Origin of the sequence: Streptomyces sp. HUAS TT7, from assembly GCF_051550175.1 — a bacterium.
Classification (GTDB): Bacteria; Actinomycetota; Actinomycetes; order Streptomycetales; family Streptomycetaceae; genus Streptomyces.
This window is the reverse complement of sequence record NZ_CP196175.1, coordinates 1,339,871-1,355,753: the sequence shown is the minus strand read 5'-3', so window position 1 is coordinate 1,355,753 and position 15,883 is coordinate 1,339,871. Positions and strand designations below refer to the sequence as shown.

The 15,883-nt window shown below is 70.0% G+C and carries 18 protein-coding genes; 5 read left to right on the top strand and 13 right to left on the bottom strand.

The window, feature by feature from the left end:
• Positions 1-24 precede the first annotated feature (24 nt).
• The 12 genes from aroA to ACSHXC_RS05815 all read right to left on the bottom strand — a co-directional run bounded on the left by aroA (position 25) and on the right by ACSHXC_RS05815 (position 10,556).
• The gene (gene aroA / locus ACSHXC_RS05870; RefSeq protein ID WP_438290535.1) at positions 25-1,299 is read right to left on the bottom strand and encodes a 3-phosphoshikimate 1-carboxyvinyltransferase; all 1,275 of its coding nucleotides are present in this window, start codon (positions 1,297-1,299) and stop codon (positions 25-27) included.
• Positions 1,300-1,544: 245 nt separating this feature from the next.
• A complete protein-coding gene (locus ACSHXC_RS05865) occupies positions 1,545-2,057 on the bottom strand; it encodes a shikimate kinase (RefSeq protein WP_438290534.1) in 513 nt (170 codons plus the stop codon).
• Between the two features lie 216 nt (positions 2,058-2,273).
• Positions 2,274-2,603: a hypothetical protein gene (locus tag ACSHXC_RS05860; RefSeq protein WP_438290533.1), complete on the bottom strand. Its 330-nt coding sequence runs from the start codon at positions 2,601-2,603 to the stop codon at positions 2,274-2,276.
• Positions 2,591-4,483, bottom strand: coding sequence for an anthranilate synthase family protein (locus ACSHXC_RS05855; RefSeq protein WP_438290532.1), 1,893 nt, complete (start codon positions 4,481-4,483; stop codon positions 2,591-2,593). The genes ACSHXC_RS05860 and ACSHXC_RS05855 overlap by 13 nt, the downstream gene beginning before the upstream one ends.
• A gap of 29 nt (positions 4,484-4,512) precedes the next feature.
• A complete protein-coding gene (locus tag ACSHXC_RS05850; protein ID WP_438290531.1) occupies positions 4,513-5,169 on the bottom strand; it encodes an isochorismatase family protein in 657 nt (218 codons plus the stop codon).
• Positions 5,170-5,191: 22 nt separating this feature from the next.
• Entirely contained in the window at positions 5,192-5,962 is a 771-nt protein-coding gene (locus ACSHXC_RS05845; RefSeq protein ID WP_438290530.1) for a 2,3-dihydro-2,3-dihydroxybenzoate dehydrogenase, read from the bottom strand.
• A gap of 50 nt (positions 5,963-6,012) precedes the next feature.
• On the bottom strand, positions 6,013-7,185 hold the full coding sequence (locus tag ACSHXC_RS05840) for a 3-deoxy-7-phosphoheptulonate synthase (RefSeq protein WP_438290528.1): 1,173 nt from the start codon (positions 7,183-7,185) through the stop codon (positions 6,013-6,015).
• 342 nt (positions 7,186-7,527) lie between these two features.
• Entirely contained in the window at positions 7,528-7,830 is a 303-nt protein-coding gene (locus ACSHXC_RS05835; protein ID WP_438290527.1) for a helix-turn-helix domain-containing protein, read from the bottom strand.
• 97 nt (positions 7,831-7,927) lie between these two features.
• The gene (locus ACSHXC_RS05830; RefSeq protein WP_438290525.1) at positions 7,928-8,506 is read right to left on the bottom strand and encodes a TetR/AcrR family transcriptional regulator; all 579 of its coding nucleotides are present in this window, start codon (positions 8,504-8,506) and stop codon (positions 7,928-7,930) included.
• Positions 8,507-8,592: 86 nt separating this feature from the next.
• Entirely contained in the window at positions 8,593-9,003 is a 411-nt protein-coding gene (locus ACSHXC_RS05825) for a RidA family protein (protein ID WP_438290524.1), read from the bottom strand.
• A 39-nt stretch (positions 9,004-9,042) separates the two neighbouring features.
• Entirely contained in the window at positions 9,043-10,014 is a 972-nt protein-coding gene (locus tag ACSHXC_RS05820; protein WP_438290523.1) for an alpha/beta hydrolase, read from the bottom strand.
• Between the two features lie 407 nt (positions 10,015-10,421).
• A complete protein-coding gene (locus tag ACSHXC_RS05815; protein ID WP_438290522.1) occupies positions 10,422-10,556 on the bottom strand; it encodes a hypothetical protein in 135 nt (44 codons plus the stop codon).
• A 201-nt stretch (positions 10,557-10,757) separates the two neighbouring features.
• Here ACSHXC_RS05815 and ACSHXC_RS05810 point away from each other — a divergent pair, with 201 nt between their 5' ends.
• Together ACSHXC_RS05810 and ACSHXC_RS05805 are read left to right on the top strand one after the other, a co-directional pair.
• Entirely contained in the window at positions 10,758-11,126 is a 369-nt protein-coding gene (locus ACSHXC_RS05810; RefSeq protein WP_438290521.1) for a helix-turn-helix domain-containing protein, read from the top strand.
• A gap of 81 nt (positions 11,127-11,207) precedes the next feature.
• Positions 11,208-12,425, top strand: coding sequence for a Cmx/CmrA family chloramphenicol efflux MFS transporter (locus ACSHXC_RS05805; protein ID WP_438290520.1), 1,218 nt, complete (start codon positions 11,208-11,210; stop codon positions 12,423-12,425).
• Positions 12,426-12,524: 99 nt separating this feature from the next.
• Here the strand turns inward: ACSHXC_RS05805 and ACSHXC_RS05800 are convergent, their stop codons facing one another.
• The gene (locus tag ACSHXC_RS05800; protein WP_438290519.1) at positions 12,525-13,286 is read right to left on the bottom strand and encodes an SDR family NAD(P)-dependent oxidoreductase; all 762 of its coding nucleotides are present in this window, start codon (positions 13,284-13,286) and stop codon (positions 12,525-12,527) included.
• A gap of 222 nt (positions 13,287-13,508) precedes the next feature.
• Between ACSHXC_RS05800 and ACSHXC_RS05795 the strand changes: the two genes are divergently transcribed.
• The 3 genes from ACSHXC_RS05795 to ACSHXC_RS05785 are packed head-to-tail and all read left to right on the top strand — an operon-like array spanning position 13,509 to position 15,793.
• Positions 13,509-13,991, top strand: coding sequence for a cupin domain-containing protein (locus tag ACSHXC_RS05795; protein ID WP_438290518.1), 483 nt, complete (start codon positions 13,509-13,511; stop codon positions 13,989-13,991).
• On the top strand, positions 13,991-14,791 hold the full coding sequence (locus ACSHXC_RS05790; protein WP_438290517.1) for an arylamine N-acetyltransferase family protein: 801 nt from the start codon (positions 13,991-13,993) through the stop codon (positions 14,789-14,791). Before ACSHXC_RS05795 ends, ACSHXC_RS05790 begins: the two co-directional genes overlap by 1 nt.
• 30 nt (positions 14,792-14,821) lie before the next feature.
• Entirely contained in the window at positions 14,822-15,793 is a 972-nt protein-coding gene (locus tag ACSHXC_RS05785; protein ID WP_438290516.1) for an amidohydrolase family protein, read from the top strand.
• Positions 15,794-15,883: the final 90 nt, after the last annotated feature.

Sequence of the window (15,883 nt, the reverse complement as noted above, 5' to 3'; positions counted from 1 at the left end):
TGTTCACGTGGGGGTGGTGGCCCTTCACTTGACGGTGGTGGGCCTGTGCTGCGGAAAGAGCCGGTCCAACTCCTCGTGGAAACCGGGAAACGTCTTTGCCACGCAGTCGCGGTCGTCGAGTGTGATGCCGTCGGCGCGCAGGCCGAGGACTGAAAACGCCATGGCAATGCGGTGGTCGCGGTGACAGGCGATCCTGGCGGGCGCACACGGGCCGGGGTGGATGGTGATGCGGTCGTGCCCGACGTCGGTGCGGATACCGAGGGCACTGAGATTCTCGGCGACGGCGGCGATGCGGTCCGACTCCTTCAGACGGGCATGGGCGATGCCACGGATCGTGATCGGGCCGTCGGCCAAGGGCGCGATGGCGGCCAAGGTCATGAAGGTGTCGGAGATGTCGCCCATGTCGACGGTGAATCCACCGCGCAGAGCACCTGCCCCGGTGACCGTGGTCGCCTCCTGCGTACGTTCGACCTGTGCCCCCGCCCGTTCCAGCACCTCGGTAAAGCGCAAGTCGCCCTGGAGGCTGCCGCGGTCGAGGCCGGCCACCGTCACGGTGGTGCCGGTGATCGCGGCAGCGGCGAAGAAGTACGAAGCAGTGGAGGCGTCGGGTTCGATGCGCAGCTCCGCCGCCCGATATCCCCCGGGGGCGATGGTGAACACACCGGGAACGTCCTCACCGACGTGCGCCCCGAAGCGCCGCATCAGAGCCAGGGTCATATCGACGTAAGGGCGGCTGACCAAGTCGCGCACCGTCAGTACCAGCGGCTGGCGCATCAGCGGACCGGCCATCAGCACCCCGGACAGGAATTGACTGCTGAGCTTCCCGTCCAGGCCCAACTCCCCGCCGTCCAGGCCGGTGGAGCGCACCCGCAGCGGCAGCCGTCCGTCCGGCTCGGTGTGGACGTCGGCGCCCAGGTGCCGCAGCGCCTCGGCGAGGGGAGCCACCGGCCGCGCCGTGAGCTGGGCGGTGCCCTCGAAGCGGAAGTCGCCCTGCCCGGCCGCGGCGAACGGCGGCAGGAAACGGGCCGCGGTCCCCGCGTCCTCGCACCACACGCTGCCACTCCCGGCCGGCCCGCGCCCCAGACCTGCGACGACCCAGGCGCGGTCGCCGGACTCCCGCTCGATCCGCACGCCCAGACCTGTCAGGGCATGCCGGAAGGCGACGGTGTCATCGCTCACCAGAGGGGCCTTCAGGACGCTGGTTCCGCGCGCGGCCGCGGCGAGCAACAGCGCCCGGTTGGTGAGGGACTTCGACCCGGGGATGCGGGCCTGGAGGGCAGGGGGGGAAGCGGCGGTCATCGCTCTCCTTCATTGAGTGCGGCCGACGCGGCAGCGGTCAGCCGGTCCCGGCGGTCGGTCTTGGACAGAGCGGGGGAGGCGGGGGCCGGGGCGCTGCTGGGAACGGCCGGCCCCCGTCAGGGCGACCCTGGCTCCCGGTACGCGCGATCGGCAAAGCGATACATCCCGGTTCGTCACTATCGAGGTCAGTCCGTCAAGTCGGGCCCGCACCGAAGCGGTTGTGCCCCGGCGAGTGGGACCACTGCTCACACGAGGGTCGCGAGGGCGACGGCGATCTCCACAGCGATCTCATCCGGCTCGCGGTGCTCGGCCCGCACGGACACCGTCGCCACGTCCCGATACAGGGGCAGACGCTCCTGCATCAACTGCGCAAGCCTGCGCCGCGGGTCCTCGGTGAGCAGCGGACGCGACTCCGCACTGCCGACCCGCTCGGCGAGAGTGTCCAGGCCGGCCCATAGATGCACGACGCGGCACTCCTTGAGCTGGAGACGCGTCGCGTGGTGCAACACCGCGCCCCCGCCGAGCGCCAGAACCCCGGCGTGCTCCCGGACCGCCACCTCGACAGCCCGGCGCTCCCACGCACGGAAGCGGACCTCGCCACCGGAGCGCAGCATCTCGTGCGCCGGCTGCCCGGTCAGCCGCTCCAGATCGTGGTCGGTATCGCGGAATGCGAGGCCGAGGTGGTCGGCAAGGGCCTGCCCGACAACGGACTTGCCCGTGCCGGGCATTCCGACGAGCACTGCCGCAGGTCCGTTCATGGCTGCTCCGTAAGGTGTCAGGGGGTAGAAGTCCCGGGCCGCTTCTCCAGAACGCGACCCTGCGACCACACGCGCCGGCGAGCCCTCCTGGCCGCCCACGACAAGACCGCCTGCTCACGGCTTGCCGCAGGCACACCCCGTGGCGTCCCTCCGCATACAGAATCGGAGGGACGCCACAGGAGGACACCCGATCGAACGGCCGGCCCGGCGCCTCGGCTACTGGAGCGCCAGCCCGCGGCCGGCGAGTGCGGCGGCGGCGAATTCGCCCTCGACGGTGGCCTCCACGTCAAAGGCGTACCGCTCGGTGGGCGGGTAACCGATCAGCTCCGCCGCCCGTGCGGGGATCGGCGCTGCGGCGGCCTCGGCCGACTCCCACAGCAACACCGCTCCCCATCGGTTCGTGGCCGGATCCGAGATCCACACCTTCAGGCGCAGCCCCGCCACCTTCGAGAAGCGGTCCACAGCCTCGTCGCGCAGGAACCCTCTCAGCGAGGAGATGCTCTGCCGCGACTCGGTCAGGTCCCACCAGACGATTACCGCGTGCACGTCGCCGCCACCGCCTGGAGCAGGGAACCGATGATCCGAGGCCCGTCGACCGTGAGCATCGACTCGGCATGAAACTGCATCGACGCGAAGCCGTTGGCGCGCAGCGCGTGCACCTCGCCCCCTTCGGCATCCCGGCTGACCTCGATCCGGCCGTGCACCGGGTGGGTGATGACGTCATCGGCGCACTGGGCGGCGAACGTGTTGTAGAAGCCCACCCGCTCCGTGCGGCCGAACAGGTCGATCTCGCACTGCGTCCCCTGGTTGGGAACGGGCCGGCGCACGATGTCCAGACCGAGCAGAGTGCTGAGGACCTGATGGCTCAGACACACCGCCAGGAACGGACGGCGCTCCTCCAGGAGTTGGGCCACCGCCGTCCGCAGGTGTGCGATCTTGGGATGGCCGGTCTCCTGCGGATCGCCCGGACCCGGCCCCATGACCACCAGGTCATGCGCATCGAAGCCGTACGGCTCGTCGAAACGGCGCACCACCACCTCACAGCCCAGCGAACGGATCTGCTGGGCGATCATCTCGGTGAAGGTGTCCTCGGCATCAATGATGAGGACACGCCGACCGGTCAGCGACTCGACCGCCTGACCGCGCCGGCCCTGCTCCTGCAGCCAGAACCCGGCGACCAGGTCATTGCGCTCGTTCAACGCCTCACGCACCGCCGGGTGTGCCCCGAACCGGGTGGGCTCCGTCTCGCCGAGGGCGGCGAGCAGTCCCGAGGCCTTCGCGCGGGTCTCGTGCACCTCGGACTCCGGGTCGGAGTGACGTACCAGCGTCGCCCCCACTCCGATCCGCAGCTGCCCACTGGCGTTGATGTCGGCGGTACGGATCAGGATCGAGGAATCCAGGGTGCGGCCGCCGGACGCGTCCCGGCCGATCAGGGCGGCCACCCCGCTGTAGTAGCCGCGCCCGGCCGGCTCGTAGCGGGCGATGACCCGGGCCGCCGATTCCAGCGGAGATCCCGTCACCGTCGGCGCGAACAGCGTCTCGCGCAGGATGTCGGCCGCGTCGCGGTCGGTGTGGCCCTCGATGAAGTACTCGGTGTGAGCGAGCCGGGCCATCTCCTTCAGGTACGGGCCCACGACCCGTCCGCCTTCGGGGCAGATGCGGCCCATCATCTTCAGTTCCTCGTCGACGACCATGTACAGCTCGTCGGTCTCCTTGCGGTCGGCCAGGAACCGAAGGACGCCGTCCAGGTCGGGACCGCTCGCCGGGTACCGGTAGGTGCCACTGATCGGGTTCATCACGGCGGTGGAGTCATGCACGCTGATGTGCCGCTCCGGGGTTGCGCCGACGAAGGTCCGCTCACCGGTGTGTACGAGGAACGTCCAATAGGCGCCTGCCTCCCGCTCGACCAGGCGGCGGAAGAACGACAGTGCCGACCGGGGCGTGAAGCCCGGCAATTGGGCTGTGAAGGAGCGCTTGATGACGAAGTTCGCCCCCTTGCCGGTGCCGATCTCGTCGGCGACGACTTGGCGCACGATGTCGGCGTATGCCGCGTCGTCCACGTCGAAGCCACCGTCGGCGACCTTCACCGGTTCATTGGGCAGCCGCGCCAGCGTCTCGTACAGGGGCAGTGTTGCCTGTTCGCGCACCCGCATCGTGAGCAGCGGCTCTCCGTCGTCGGGTGCCTCGAAGCCCCGCTCGGCGAGCTGGCGATAAGGCACCAGCGCGAGCAACTCGTGGTGCGCCCCCGGCCGGGGCTGTTCGGGCAGGTCGAGTCCGGCGAGCGAATCGGCCTGCGCGATGTCACCCGTCAGCAGCTCCAGGGTGTCCGGGCCGGCCGACTCGGGGCGGTGCAGCAGCGCGAACGGGCCAGAGGTGCCGCGAAGGATCCGCGCGAGCAGTTTCTGCGCGTCGTCCTGTCGTGCCATGGAAGTCGTTCCTTTCGCCGCCGGCGCGTTCAGCGCGCCACCTCGGCGGTATCGAGTTCGGTCAGCACGGACTTGGTGGTCACGACACGGGCGGCGCGCTGGGCCGCGTAGTCGAGTGCCAGCCGGTGGTAGTCGGCGGAGAAGTCGGCGACCGCATCCGCGACCAGGAACGGCTGGATGTCGTTGGTGAACGCGTCCACCGCGCTCATGAGGACACCGACGTGCGCGTACACGCCGCAGATGACCAGCTGGTCCCGGTTGTGGAAGCGCATCCGTTCCAGCAGGTCCGACTTGTGGAAGGCGCTGTAGCGCCACTTGGTGAACTCCCAGTCACCCGGTGCCGGTTCGAGTGGTGGGACCACCCGCCGGTGCTCGGGCGTCGCCTTCATTCCGGGCCCCCAGAAGTCCTTCAGCAGACCGCGCTGCGCGGGCGTCATGCTGCCGGGCTGGGCGGTGTAGGCAACAGGAACACCCAGTTCGGCGCATCGCTCGCGCAGCAGCGCGGTGTTGGTGATCAGGGTGCCGCCGGGCTCGCCGGATCGTGGGAAGGGTTTGAGGAAGTACTCCTGCATGTCGTGCAGCAGAAGCACCGCGCGCTCCGGATCCACGGCCCACTGGGCGGTGCTGGCCGGCAGTTCGCCCTCGGAGGGCATCGGGTACGGCTCGACGGCCGGAATACCGGGCACGGGCTGGTCGGTCCTTTCAGAGCTAGACACCGAGCGTCGCACCGCCGTCCACGGTCAGCTCGTGCATCGTGATGTGCCCGGCGGCGTCCGACAGCAGGAAGGCGACGGCCTCCGCGATGTCGTGCGGTGTCGCCACCTTGCCGAGAGGTATGCCGGCCCGGAACGCGGCAGGGTCACCGGCGATCGACTTCTTCGCCGCGGAGTCCGCGGCATGCATGCCGCGCAGCATCGGAGTGTCCGTGGAACCGGGGGCGACGACGTTGCAGCGGATGCCGTACGCGGCGGCCTCCAGCCCCAGGCACCTGGTGAAGGCGGTCGCGGCGGCCTTGGAAGCGGCGTAGGCGGCCATGCCGGTGCGGGCCGTGCCCGCGGCGTTCGACGCGACGGTGACGACCGCGCCCCGTCCACGCGGGATCATCCGGTTGACCACGGTCCGCGACGTGTGGAACACCCCGGTCGTGTTGACCGCGAACGTCGCTGCCCAGTCCTCGTCGGACAGCGTGTGCGCCGCTCCCAGGCGAAGCACGCCGGCGGCATTCACCAGCTGCTCGATCGGACCGAGTTCGTCCTCCACCTGCTGGACCAGAAGCCCCACAGCGGGACTTGAGGTGACATCGGCCGTGAAGGCAGTCACGTCGAGCCCGTCCGCGCGCATCTTGGCGACGGTCTCCTCGATCAAGCTGCCTTCCAGGTCCACCGCCGCGACCTTGAGCTGCCGCTCGGCGAGCAGCCGGGTGACTGCCGCGCCGATGCCGCCCGCGGCGCCCGTGACCAGGGCGAGGGGTTCTTCCACGTTCACAACCTCCGTACGAGATGGGTGTCGGCGCGTACCAGGGGCCGGGCTCATGCGCGCCAGGCCGAGACGACTTCGATGGCCTGCCGCGGGTTCAGGCGCGGGTCACAGAAGCTGAGGTACTTGTCGCCCAGGTGGTGGAGTTCTCCGGAGTCGAGGACGCACTCGACGACGCTCTCGGGGGTGGTCTCCAGATGCAGACCGGCCGGGGTGCCGCCGTTCTCGAACACGGCGCTCTGGAAGGCCTCGACCTCGCGCACCACGGTCTTCACGTAGCGCGTCTTGAGGCCGTCGGGCCCGGCGACGGTGTTGCCGTGCATGGGGTCGGACAGCCACAGCACGGGGTGGCCCGCCCGGCTCACGGCATCGACGAGTGCGGGCAGCTTCTGCTCCGCGTTCTCGGCGCCCATGCGGGCGATCAGCGTGAGCCGGCCCGGGAGGCGCTGGCCGTCCAGCCGGTCGCACAGGGCGAGCAGCTCGTCCGGTGTCATGGACGGACCGACCTTCACCGCGACCGGGTTGGACACGGCGGCGAGCAGGGCGATGTGCGCACCGTCCAGCTGGCGGGTGCGCTCTCCGACCCAGGGCCAGTGAGTGGAGGTCAGCAGCAGGGATCCGTCACCTTCGCGGCGCAGCATCGGCAGTTCGTAGTCGAGCAGCAGAGCCTCGTGGCTCGTCCACACCGGCACGCCCAACTCGGAGCGGCCGGCGGTACCACGCCAGCCGAGGTAGTGCATGGTGTCGCTGGCGGCCCGGTAGCCGGTGAGCAGATTGCCCGGGTTGGGGCGGCGCAGCTCGGGGTCCGGCTCCGGGTGGTTGACCATGTGGCCCCGGTAGACGGGAAGTTCGGCGCCGGCGACGTTCTCGGTCGGGTTGGAGCGGGGCTTGCCGTACTGGCCGGCGATCCGGCCCACCCGCAGCACCGGCTTGCCGGAGGAGAGTTTCATCGTGCCGGCCAGCACGTCGAGCAGCGCGGCCTTGCGGGCCACGTCGTTCGGGGTGGCCTCGGCCGGGTCCTCGGCGCAGTCACCGGTCTGGATCACCTGAATGTGTCCGGCGGCGGCCTCCGTCAGCAGGGCGCGCAGCCGGCGCACCGCCTCGGAGTCCACCAGGGCCGGCATCCGCACGAGATCTGCCCTGACGTCGGCAAGGCGCGGGTCGGCTGCCCAGTCGGGCTGCTGGAGGGCGGGTAGGGAACGGAGGTAGGACTGAATGTCGATCATCGACTTCCCTCGGCGAGCATGCCGGAACAGGTCCGGCGGATGGTGGGCGTGGTAGGTCGGCGGCGGCACGGGCAGGTGGCGCGCCGCCGGTATGCCCTGCCCGGCGCTCTTCGTCCTGCGGCGGCTCGAATGCGGAGCGTTCCGGGGCGATGCGAATGCACGCGGCCCGTCCCCCTGGAGACGGGCCGACCGGGGCGAATACCACTATCGGGAGATAAATAATCTCCTGCAATGGTTGATGGAGAAGTCCGTCAAGTGACACTCTGTGGGCGGCAGTTGACCGTTCGCGACCTTCGCCGGACATCGCCGGCGGCACTCGGTGAGGTGAACCGGATCGAGGGGTCAGGCGGCGAGGTCGGCCAGTACGGCGAGCCGGACGAGCGCGACCCGGCTGGAGATGCCCAGTTTGGCGAAGATGTTCCGCAGGTGGCTGTCGACCGTGTGCGGCGAGACGGACAGCTGCGCGGCGACGGCTCGATTGGTCAGCCCCTCGGCGACGAGGTGCGCCACCCGCAGTTCGGCGCGGGTCAGGGCTGCCCACCCGTGGTGTGGGGCCGCGGGGCGCAAGGCGTTGCGCGCTGCGGGGAGTGTGGCGTCAGGAATGTTCTTGAGGGTCGGCCGGGAGTCCGCGTTGGCTCGTTTCACCCGGCCGACCCTGCCCGCGCCGGGGATGAGCCGCAATACGGAATGCGTGAGTCTGTCATGTTCTGCGGCGGGCGTTGAGGGCGGATGCCGCCCGGAGCTAGAACCCGCCCAGCAGGCCGTCCACCACGTTCAGCAGGGCCCGGCGGTCACTGTGCACCCTGGCCAGGACCCGCAGGCCGTAATAGGTACTGAGCACTTGGCCCGCCAGGGTCCTGGCGTCGTGTGCTCCGGCGATCTCGCCGGCCCGCTGTCCGCGAGCGATGGCCTCGCACAGGGCCTCCTCCACCGTGGAGAAGTGCCGCCGCACCTCTTCCTTCACGGCGGGATCCGAACTCGCCTTCTCCACCGAGGCGTTGATGGCGAAGCAGCCCGACGTCTCCGAATCGGCGAGATCGGCATCGATGGCCCCGACGATCAGCTCCCGGAGCCGGTCCTTGACCGGGCCCGGCCGCCGCAGCAGGGCGGTCTGCTCGGCCGTGGTGGTGTCGTAGTAGTGACGCAGGGCGCGCAGGTACAGCTGCTGCTTGTCCCCGAACGTGTTGTACAGGCTCGACTGGCCCAGGCCTGTGCAGTTGGCCAGGTCCCGGGTGGAGGTCGCTTCGTAGCCGTGCCGCCAGAAGGCGTCCATGGCGGACGTGAGCGCGTGCGTCTCGTCGAACTTCCTGGGCCTGGCCATGCTCGTACCCTAAAGGTTTTGGAGCGGTCGCACAAAAAACTTGCGACACGGTCCGACGTCGCCCGCGAACGTGCTCCGGTCTCGCACTACGCCACCACCCCGACCGCCTCGATCTCGATCAGCCAGTCCGGGTCGGCCAAGGAGGAGACCTCGACGAACGACTCGGCGAACGCGTGCGCGGTGAAGTACTGCGCGCGCAGTGCGGCGAACGCGTCCTGGTGCCGGGCGATGTCGGTGACGAACACCGTCGCCTTGACGACGTGGCCGAGACCTGACCCGGCGTTCTCCAGGACGGTGGCGAGATTGGCCAGGGCCCGGCGGGCCTGTGCCTCGAAGTCGCCCCGGCCGACGGTGACCCCGTGCTCGTCCACCGGCGCCTGGCCGGAGGTGAAGACGAGGTCGCCCACGCGTACGCCGAGCGCGATGCCGGCGGGGGAGTACCAGTCGTTCTCTGCCGTGACGCGCTCGGGCCGGGACGCGCCGGATACTGCAGTCATGATGCTCCTCGCAGCAGGACCAGGGTGGGAAGGGGGAGGTCAGTCACCCAGATGTTCACGCACGGCATGGACCAGCTCCGCTATGGAGCGCTCGCCCGTGGCGGTGCCGAAGGAGTCGAAGATGTGGAAGGCGCCGGACCACTGGTGCAGTGTGACCGGGACGCCCGCTTCGAGCAGTCGCTGCCCATAGCGGATGCCTTCATCGCGCAGCGGGTCGTACTCGGCGGTGACGATGTGAGCGGGGGGCAGCTCCGCGAGGGTCGCGGCCCGGTTCGGTGCCGCGTACGGCGACGTCTCGCGCTGCTCGTGCCCCTCGCCGAGGTAGTGCCGCCACATCGCCTCGGACTGCGGCGTGGACCAGACAGGGGTGTCGTGGAACCGACGCGCGGACGGCGTGTCCATCCGGTCGTCCGTCACCGGGAATGTCAGAAGCTGCAGGGCAAGTTCGGGGCCCTGCCGGTCACGCGCCATGAGGGCGACGGCCGCGGCCAGGGCACCGCCTGCGCTGCACCCCGCCACCCCCAACCGGCCCGGTACCACGCCGAGTTCCCCGGCTTGGGCAGCGAGCCAGCGCAGCGCGGCGTAGCAGTCCTCCGCGCCGGCAGGGAAAGGGTGCTCGGGCGCGAGCCGGTACTGAACGCTGACCACGACGCACTTGGCCTGTGAAGCGAACCAGACGCACTGGTTGTGCTCGGTCTCCAGGCTGCCCATGACGAAGCCGCCGCCGTGGATCCACAGCAGGCCACCGTGCGGCCCGGGTGCCTTGGGGCTGTAGACCCGCACGACGACGTCCGGGGCGCCTTCGGGCCCGGGGATCGACTGCTCGGCGACAGTGATCGCGCTCGTGTCCGCGGGCTCCCACTGAGCCTCAAGCTCCTTGAGGGTGGCGCGGGCCGCCTGCGGGTCGCGCACGTCGAGATACGGGATGCCCTCCACCAGAGCCGCCAGGTCGGGCCGCAGATTCATCCGGGTCGGTGCCTGGCCCGTGGAACGGGAAGTGGTGTCACTCATGGGGTCATCCTGCGGTGGGAGCGGCGTCGTCCGCCTCCGCCACTTGTCGCCCATTGCCCGCCGCCCATGCGCCGATTGGCGCGGCAACCTGACGGACTGCTGTTGCCGCGAGCCGACCGGGCGGGGGTGCGGCCTAGCCTCCGCGGATGTACCCACCGACACCGAACCCGCCGTATCCGGTCTCCGGACAGGGGGCCGTGCACAGCCCCGTCCCACCCTCCGATCCCACCCTCGAAGGGTGGGAAGGAGAAGGGTGGGCAGGAGCCGCCATGCCGGGCCGCACGGGCGCGGATGGAGAGGGCCGTGCGCCAGGGGGGCACTGGCCGCTGCGCCTGGGGGATCCCGGTCTGGTGCAGGCGGCGCTGTCCGCATGGCTCCCCGAGGCCGAGCGCTCCCGGGCCCTGCAACTACTGGGGCTCAGCCCTCGGGCCGACGTGCGCACCGTAGCGGTCGTGGTGTGCGAACCCGGCCTGCTGCACCGGGCATTGCACGGCTGCGCGGAACGCCTGGGCGGCCGCGAGGGCGCTCCCACGGCTGCTCATGCGGCAGCCCTTTGGCCGACGGTGGGGGCGGTTCTGTTGCCCGGTTCGGCAGCCGTCCCGCGGGAGGCGGAACCCGGGCCGGCCCACACGGCGATGGGGGTGGGGCCGGCGACAGGCCCCCAGCAGCTCCCGGACTCGTGGGCGCAGGCGCGGCGCGCGGCGCGTTTCGCCGGTCTCGGGCCCACATGGCCACGCGCGGTCGTGGCCGAGGACCTGGGCGCGCTGGCTTTGCTCGCCGACCTGCCGGCACCAACTGCCCTCGCGCATCCCGATGTTGGGGCCGTCGCACGGCTGGGCGGGGGTCCGGACGGAGAGCAGGGCCTGGCCACACTGGAGGCGGTGTGCCGCAGCTCATCGCTGCGGGAGGCCGCCAAGATCTTGTGCCTGCACCACAGTGCGGTGGCGCATCGCATACGGCGCATCGAGCGGATTCTGCGAGTGTCGCTGAGTGATGCACACGGGCGTCAGCGGATCCAGACGGCGCTGCTGCTGTGGCAGCTGAACGCCCCGGGCAACTGGCGCAGTGACCAGGAGAGTTCACGACAGCACGGCGGACCGCACTCATTTTGAATCAGTTGCTTCAAAACTGTGTTAGCGTCGCCCCGCGGCCGCCCACTCTCCGCTCTGTTCCCCTGCATCTGGAGGCATTCCATGCCCCTTGCCGTCTACGTACTCGGCTTGGGAATCTTCACCCAAGGCACGTCGGAGTTCATGCTGTCCGGACTGCTGCCCGACATGGCCCACGACTTGGGTGTCTCCATTCCCGACGCCGGCCTGCTCATCTCCGCCTTCGCGATCGGAATGGTGATCGGTGCGCCACTGCTGGCCGTTGCGACCCTGAAGTGGCCGCGCCGCACCGCCCTGGCAGCCCTCCAGGCCGTGTTCATCGCCGCACACGTCGCCGGTGCGCTCGCACCCGGCTACGGCGTCCTCTTCGCCACCCGGGTCATCAGCGCCCTCGCCTACGCCGGATTCTGGGGCGTCGCCGTGGCCACCGCCGTCGCACTCGTCCCCGCCGACGCCAAGGGCAAGGCGGTCGCCGTCGTCGCCTCCGGCCTGACCCTCGCCACGATCGTCGGCGTGCCCGCCGGTACGGTGCTCAGCCAGGTGTCCGGCTGGCGGGCCGCCTTCTGGGGCGTCGCGGCCCTGACTCTCATCAGCCTGCTGTGCTCCCTGGCAGCCATCCCCGGCGGCAAGGGAGCCGCGGACGAACAGCGCACCGTCCGCAGCGAACTCAGGGCCATGGCCCGCCCCCAACTGTGGCTCTCGTACGCCGTGACAGCCTTCGCCTTCGGCGCGGTCATCGTCACCTTCAGCTACCTCGCCACACTGCTCACCGATGTCACCGGCCTGTCCGAGGGCTGGGTGCCCGTCCTCCTCGCGCTCTTCGGCGTCGGCGGCCTGATCGGCATGGCGATCGGCGGCAAGGTCGCCGAGGTCTATCCCATCCGCACCCTCGTTCTGGCCATGGGCGTCCTGGTGGTCGCCTCCGCGCTGCTGGCCGTGACCGCGCACAACACGGTCGCCACCGTCGTCCTGGTCTTCGTCCTGGGCCTGGTCGGCTACGTGACCAACCCCGTACTGCAGTCACGGGTGTTCGTCGTGGCACCGGGCGCGCCCACTCTCGTCGGTGCGACCAATACCTCCGCCTTCAACGTCGGCAACACGCTGGCACCCGCCCTCGGCGGCATGGTCATCAGCGCCGGCTTCGGCTACGCCTCCGTCGCCTGGGTGGGTGCCGCGCTCGGCGCCGTGGCCCTCATCGGCGCCCTCTGGGCAGGCCGGCTCCAGTACCGCACCCCCCGCCCCAGCGACGTCGTCGCCCACGGTGCGGCGCGCCAGGAAGCGGCCGCCGCGACCCACCGCTGACCCGACCCGGTGCGCAGAACAGCGCCGTGCCCCCGTCCGCCGCACAGAAGCAGCGGCAGACGGGGGCACGGCCACAACAGGTACTGGCAACCGCGAGGTTCAGGACGTGATCCCGCCGTCGATGACCAGGTCGTGGCCGAGGGCGAAGCCCGATTCGTCGGAGGCGAGCCACAGCACTGCCGCCGCCCCCTCCTCAACAGTGCCGATGCGGCCCAACGGGAACATCCCCTTGGCCCGCTCCACCCGCTCGGCCTCGGTCTCGTTCTCCAGCAGCGACATCGGCGTCTCCATGGACGACGGGCTGAGTGTGTTGACCCGGATGCCGTCGGCCGCGTACTCGCGTGCCGCACTGCGCGTCAGTGCCGCGATCGCCGCCTTGCTCGCCCCGTACGCACCCGCACCCGGGATGGTCAGATGTGCGCCGACCACCGACCCGACGTTGACGATGGAGCCGCCACCGTTGGCCCGCATGTGAAGAATCTCGTGCTTCATCGACAGCCAGGTGCCCAGCAGATTGATCTGCAGGGTGCGCGAGAACGTCTCGTGGTCGAGTTCGGCGAGGCCGGCCGGCTGCGGCAGGTGGCCCGCGTTGTTCACGGCGACGTCAAGGGAGCCGAACTGCTCCACCACCGTGCTGACCAGACGCTCGACATCCGGTTCCCGAGCGATGTCCGCCACCACGAATCCACCGCGGCCGCCGTCCTTTTCGATCAGGCGGACCGTCTCCTCCAGGTGCTCCACGGTGCGCCCCGCAACGACCGCCGTTGCCCCCGCCCGAGCGAAGGCCAACGCGGTCGCCCGGCCGATTCCGGAGCCGCCACCGGTGACCAGAGCCACCTTGCCCGTGAAGCGAGCAGTCATGTTCCCATCCATTCCTCGGTACGGAGAACGCCGGCACGCACAGTCCGCGCGCGACGCTCCGCACACCATGACGTCTGGCCGCGCCGGTGCCATCCCGTATCCACGCCAGTGAGGGGGAAAAACCCCGGATTCACGTGATGCCGGACGGCCGCCGGCCCGGTGTGGGATGGAAGCGCACGCACCGACCATGGGAGTGCACGCACCGACCGAGGAAGGAAACCGGTGAGCTTCGAGGAATCCGAGGGGATCGTCTACATCCCGCCGAAGGCCGGAGTGTCCCGCTGGGTGTTCGGTGACCACTACACGATCAAGGCCGACAAGGAGAACACCCACGGATCCCTCGGCCTGATCGAGGCGCTCGTGCCCCCCGGCGGCGGGCCGCCCCTGCACATCCACCACGACAGCGACGAGGCCTTCTACCTCATCGACGGAGAGCTGCAGATCTCGAACGAACAGCGCTCCCAAGTCGTCGGGACGGGCGCGTTCATCTTCGTGCCCCGCGGCAAGGTCCACGCCTTCAAGAACACCGGCGACAAGCCCTGCAAGATGCTCATCATCTTCACCCCCGCAGGATTCGAGCGCTTCTTCACCGAACTCGGTGTGTCCGGCGAGGGCGACATGCCCGCCGCCGACGCGGAGCAGTACGCCCGGGACCTCGCGAAGGCGGAGAGCATCGTGGCACGTTACGCAGCGGAGTACATCTGATGCTCGATGCAAAGACAGCCGACGCCTACCTGGAACGCATCGGCGCCAAACGCCCCGAGCGCCCCACCACCCAGGCGCTGGTCCACCTCCACGAACGCCACGTCCTCAGCGTTCCCTTCGAGAACATCGACTTCGCCCTCGGCCGGCCCAGTCCACCCGTCGGTCTCGGCGAACCGGCCCTGGACAAGATCATCGGCCAGAACCGGGGCGGCTGCTGCTACGAACTCAACGGCGCCTTCTACGAGTTGCTGCTCTCTCTCGGCTTCGACGCGGTCCCGCTCGCCGGCCGGGTCCTTGAGGACGGCGAATTCGGGCCTCTGCTCGGCCACTTGACCCTGGGTGTGCAGACCGAAGACGGGGACGGGCCCTGGCTCGCCGACGTCGGCTACGGCCAAGGCTTCCGACACCCCCTGCTCCTCGCCTCCCGCGCCCCTCAGTCCGACGCGCAAGGCACCTTCGAACTGGCCGAGACACCCCTCGGAGATCTGGACCTGCTGCGCGACGGGGAGGTGCAGTACCGACTTGAGCTGCGGCCGCGTGAGCTCGCCGACTTCGCACCCATGGTGTGGTGGTTCCGCAGCGCTCCACAATCGCCGTTCCTGGCCCGCCAGGTGTGCTCGCTCCCCACCGCCGACGGACGAGTCACTCTGGCCGGCCGTACCCTCACCCGCACCGTGGGCGGGCACAAGACCAAGCAGGAACTGACCGACGACGCCGCGGTCCTGGACGCGTACCGCACCTGGTTCGGCATCGAACTCGCTGCGCCGCCCCCCACGACCGGCGCCCCCCAGGACACCTGATCCCAGCCAGTACCACCATCGGAGCACACCATGCCGCAGGCGACCGACCTCATCGACGTCCACCACCACGCGATACCGCCCGCCTACGCCAAGGCACTCGGCGATCGCGTCGCCATCCCGGGCGTCGACTACCCCACCTGGACACCGGAGGAGAGCCTGGAGGTCATGGACCGCCACTCCATAGCCGCCTCCGTCCTGTCCATCACCGCGCCCGGCGTCACCTTCGCCGACCGCGACGAGGCCCGCCACCTGGCCCGCCAGGTCAATGAGTACTACGCCGAACTCATCGCCCGCCACCCGGCCCGCTTCGGCGCGTTCGCGATCCTTCCCCTGCCCGACGTCGCGGCGGCCAAGGACGAACTCGCCTACGCCATCGATGAGTTGGGGCTCGACGGCATCGGCCTGCTCACCAGCTACGGCAACCGCTACCTCGGTGATCCGGAGTTCGAGCCGCTGCTCGCCGAGATCGCCGAACGAGGCCTGCCCGTCCACGTCCACCCGGGCACCCCGCCGGCCAAGGACCTGGCCACCTTCGACCTGCCGCCGTCGCTGTACGAGTTCACATTCGAGACCACCCGTACCGTGGTCAGCCTGCTCTTCAACGGCGTACTGGAGCGGCTGCCCCATCTCAAGCTGATCGTCTCCCACGCCGGCGGCACCCTGCCGTTCCTGGCCCAGCGCCTCACCTATGGCCCCACGATCGGCAAGTACCTGACCGAGCGTGCACCCAGCGACGTCATCGCCTCCCTGCGCGGCCTTTACTACGACATCGCCATGTCGGCCAACTCCTACGCCCTGCCGGCCCTCACCGAACTGGCTGCCCCGGACAGGATTCTGTTCGGCAGCGACTTCCCGTTCATGCCTGCGGACCACACCACCGAAAACGTCACCGGATTCGCGACGTACCCGGGCTGGAACGACCAACAGCGCACGGCCATCGGCCGAACCAACGCCCTGCAGCTGTTCCCCCGCCTGGCCAAGCAGCAGCGCGGGACTGTCTGATCCATGGATGACCTTGGTTGTTGAGGTGTCGGCTGCTGGTGGTGGCGGTGAGCCGACCCCGAAGGCGATCCGGAGGGCGTCCAGCGGCGC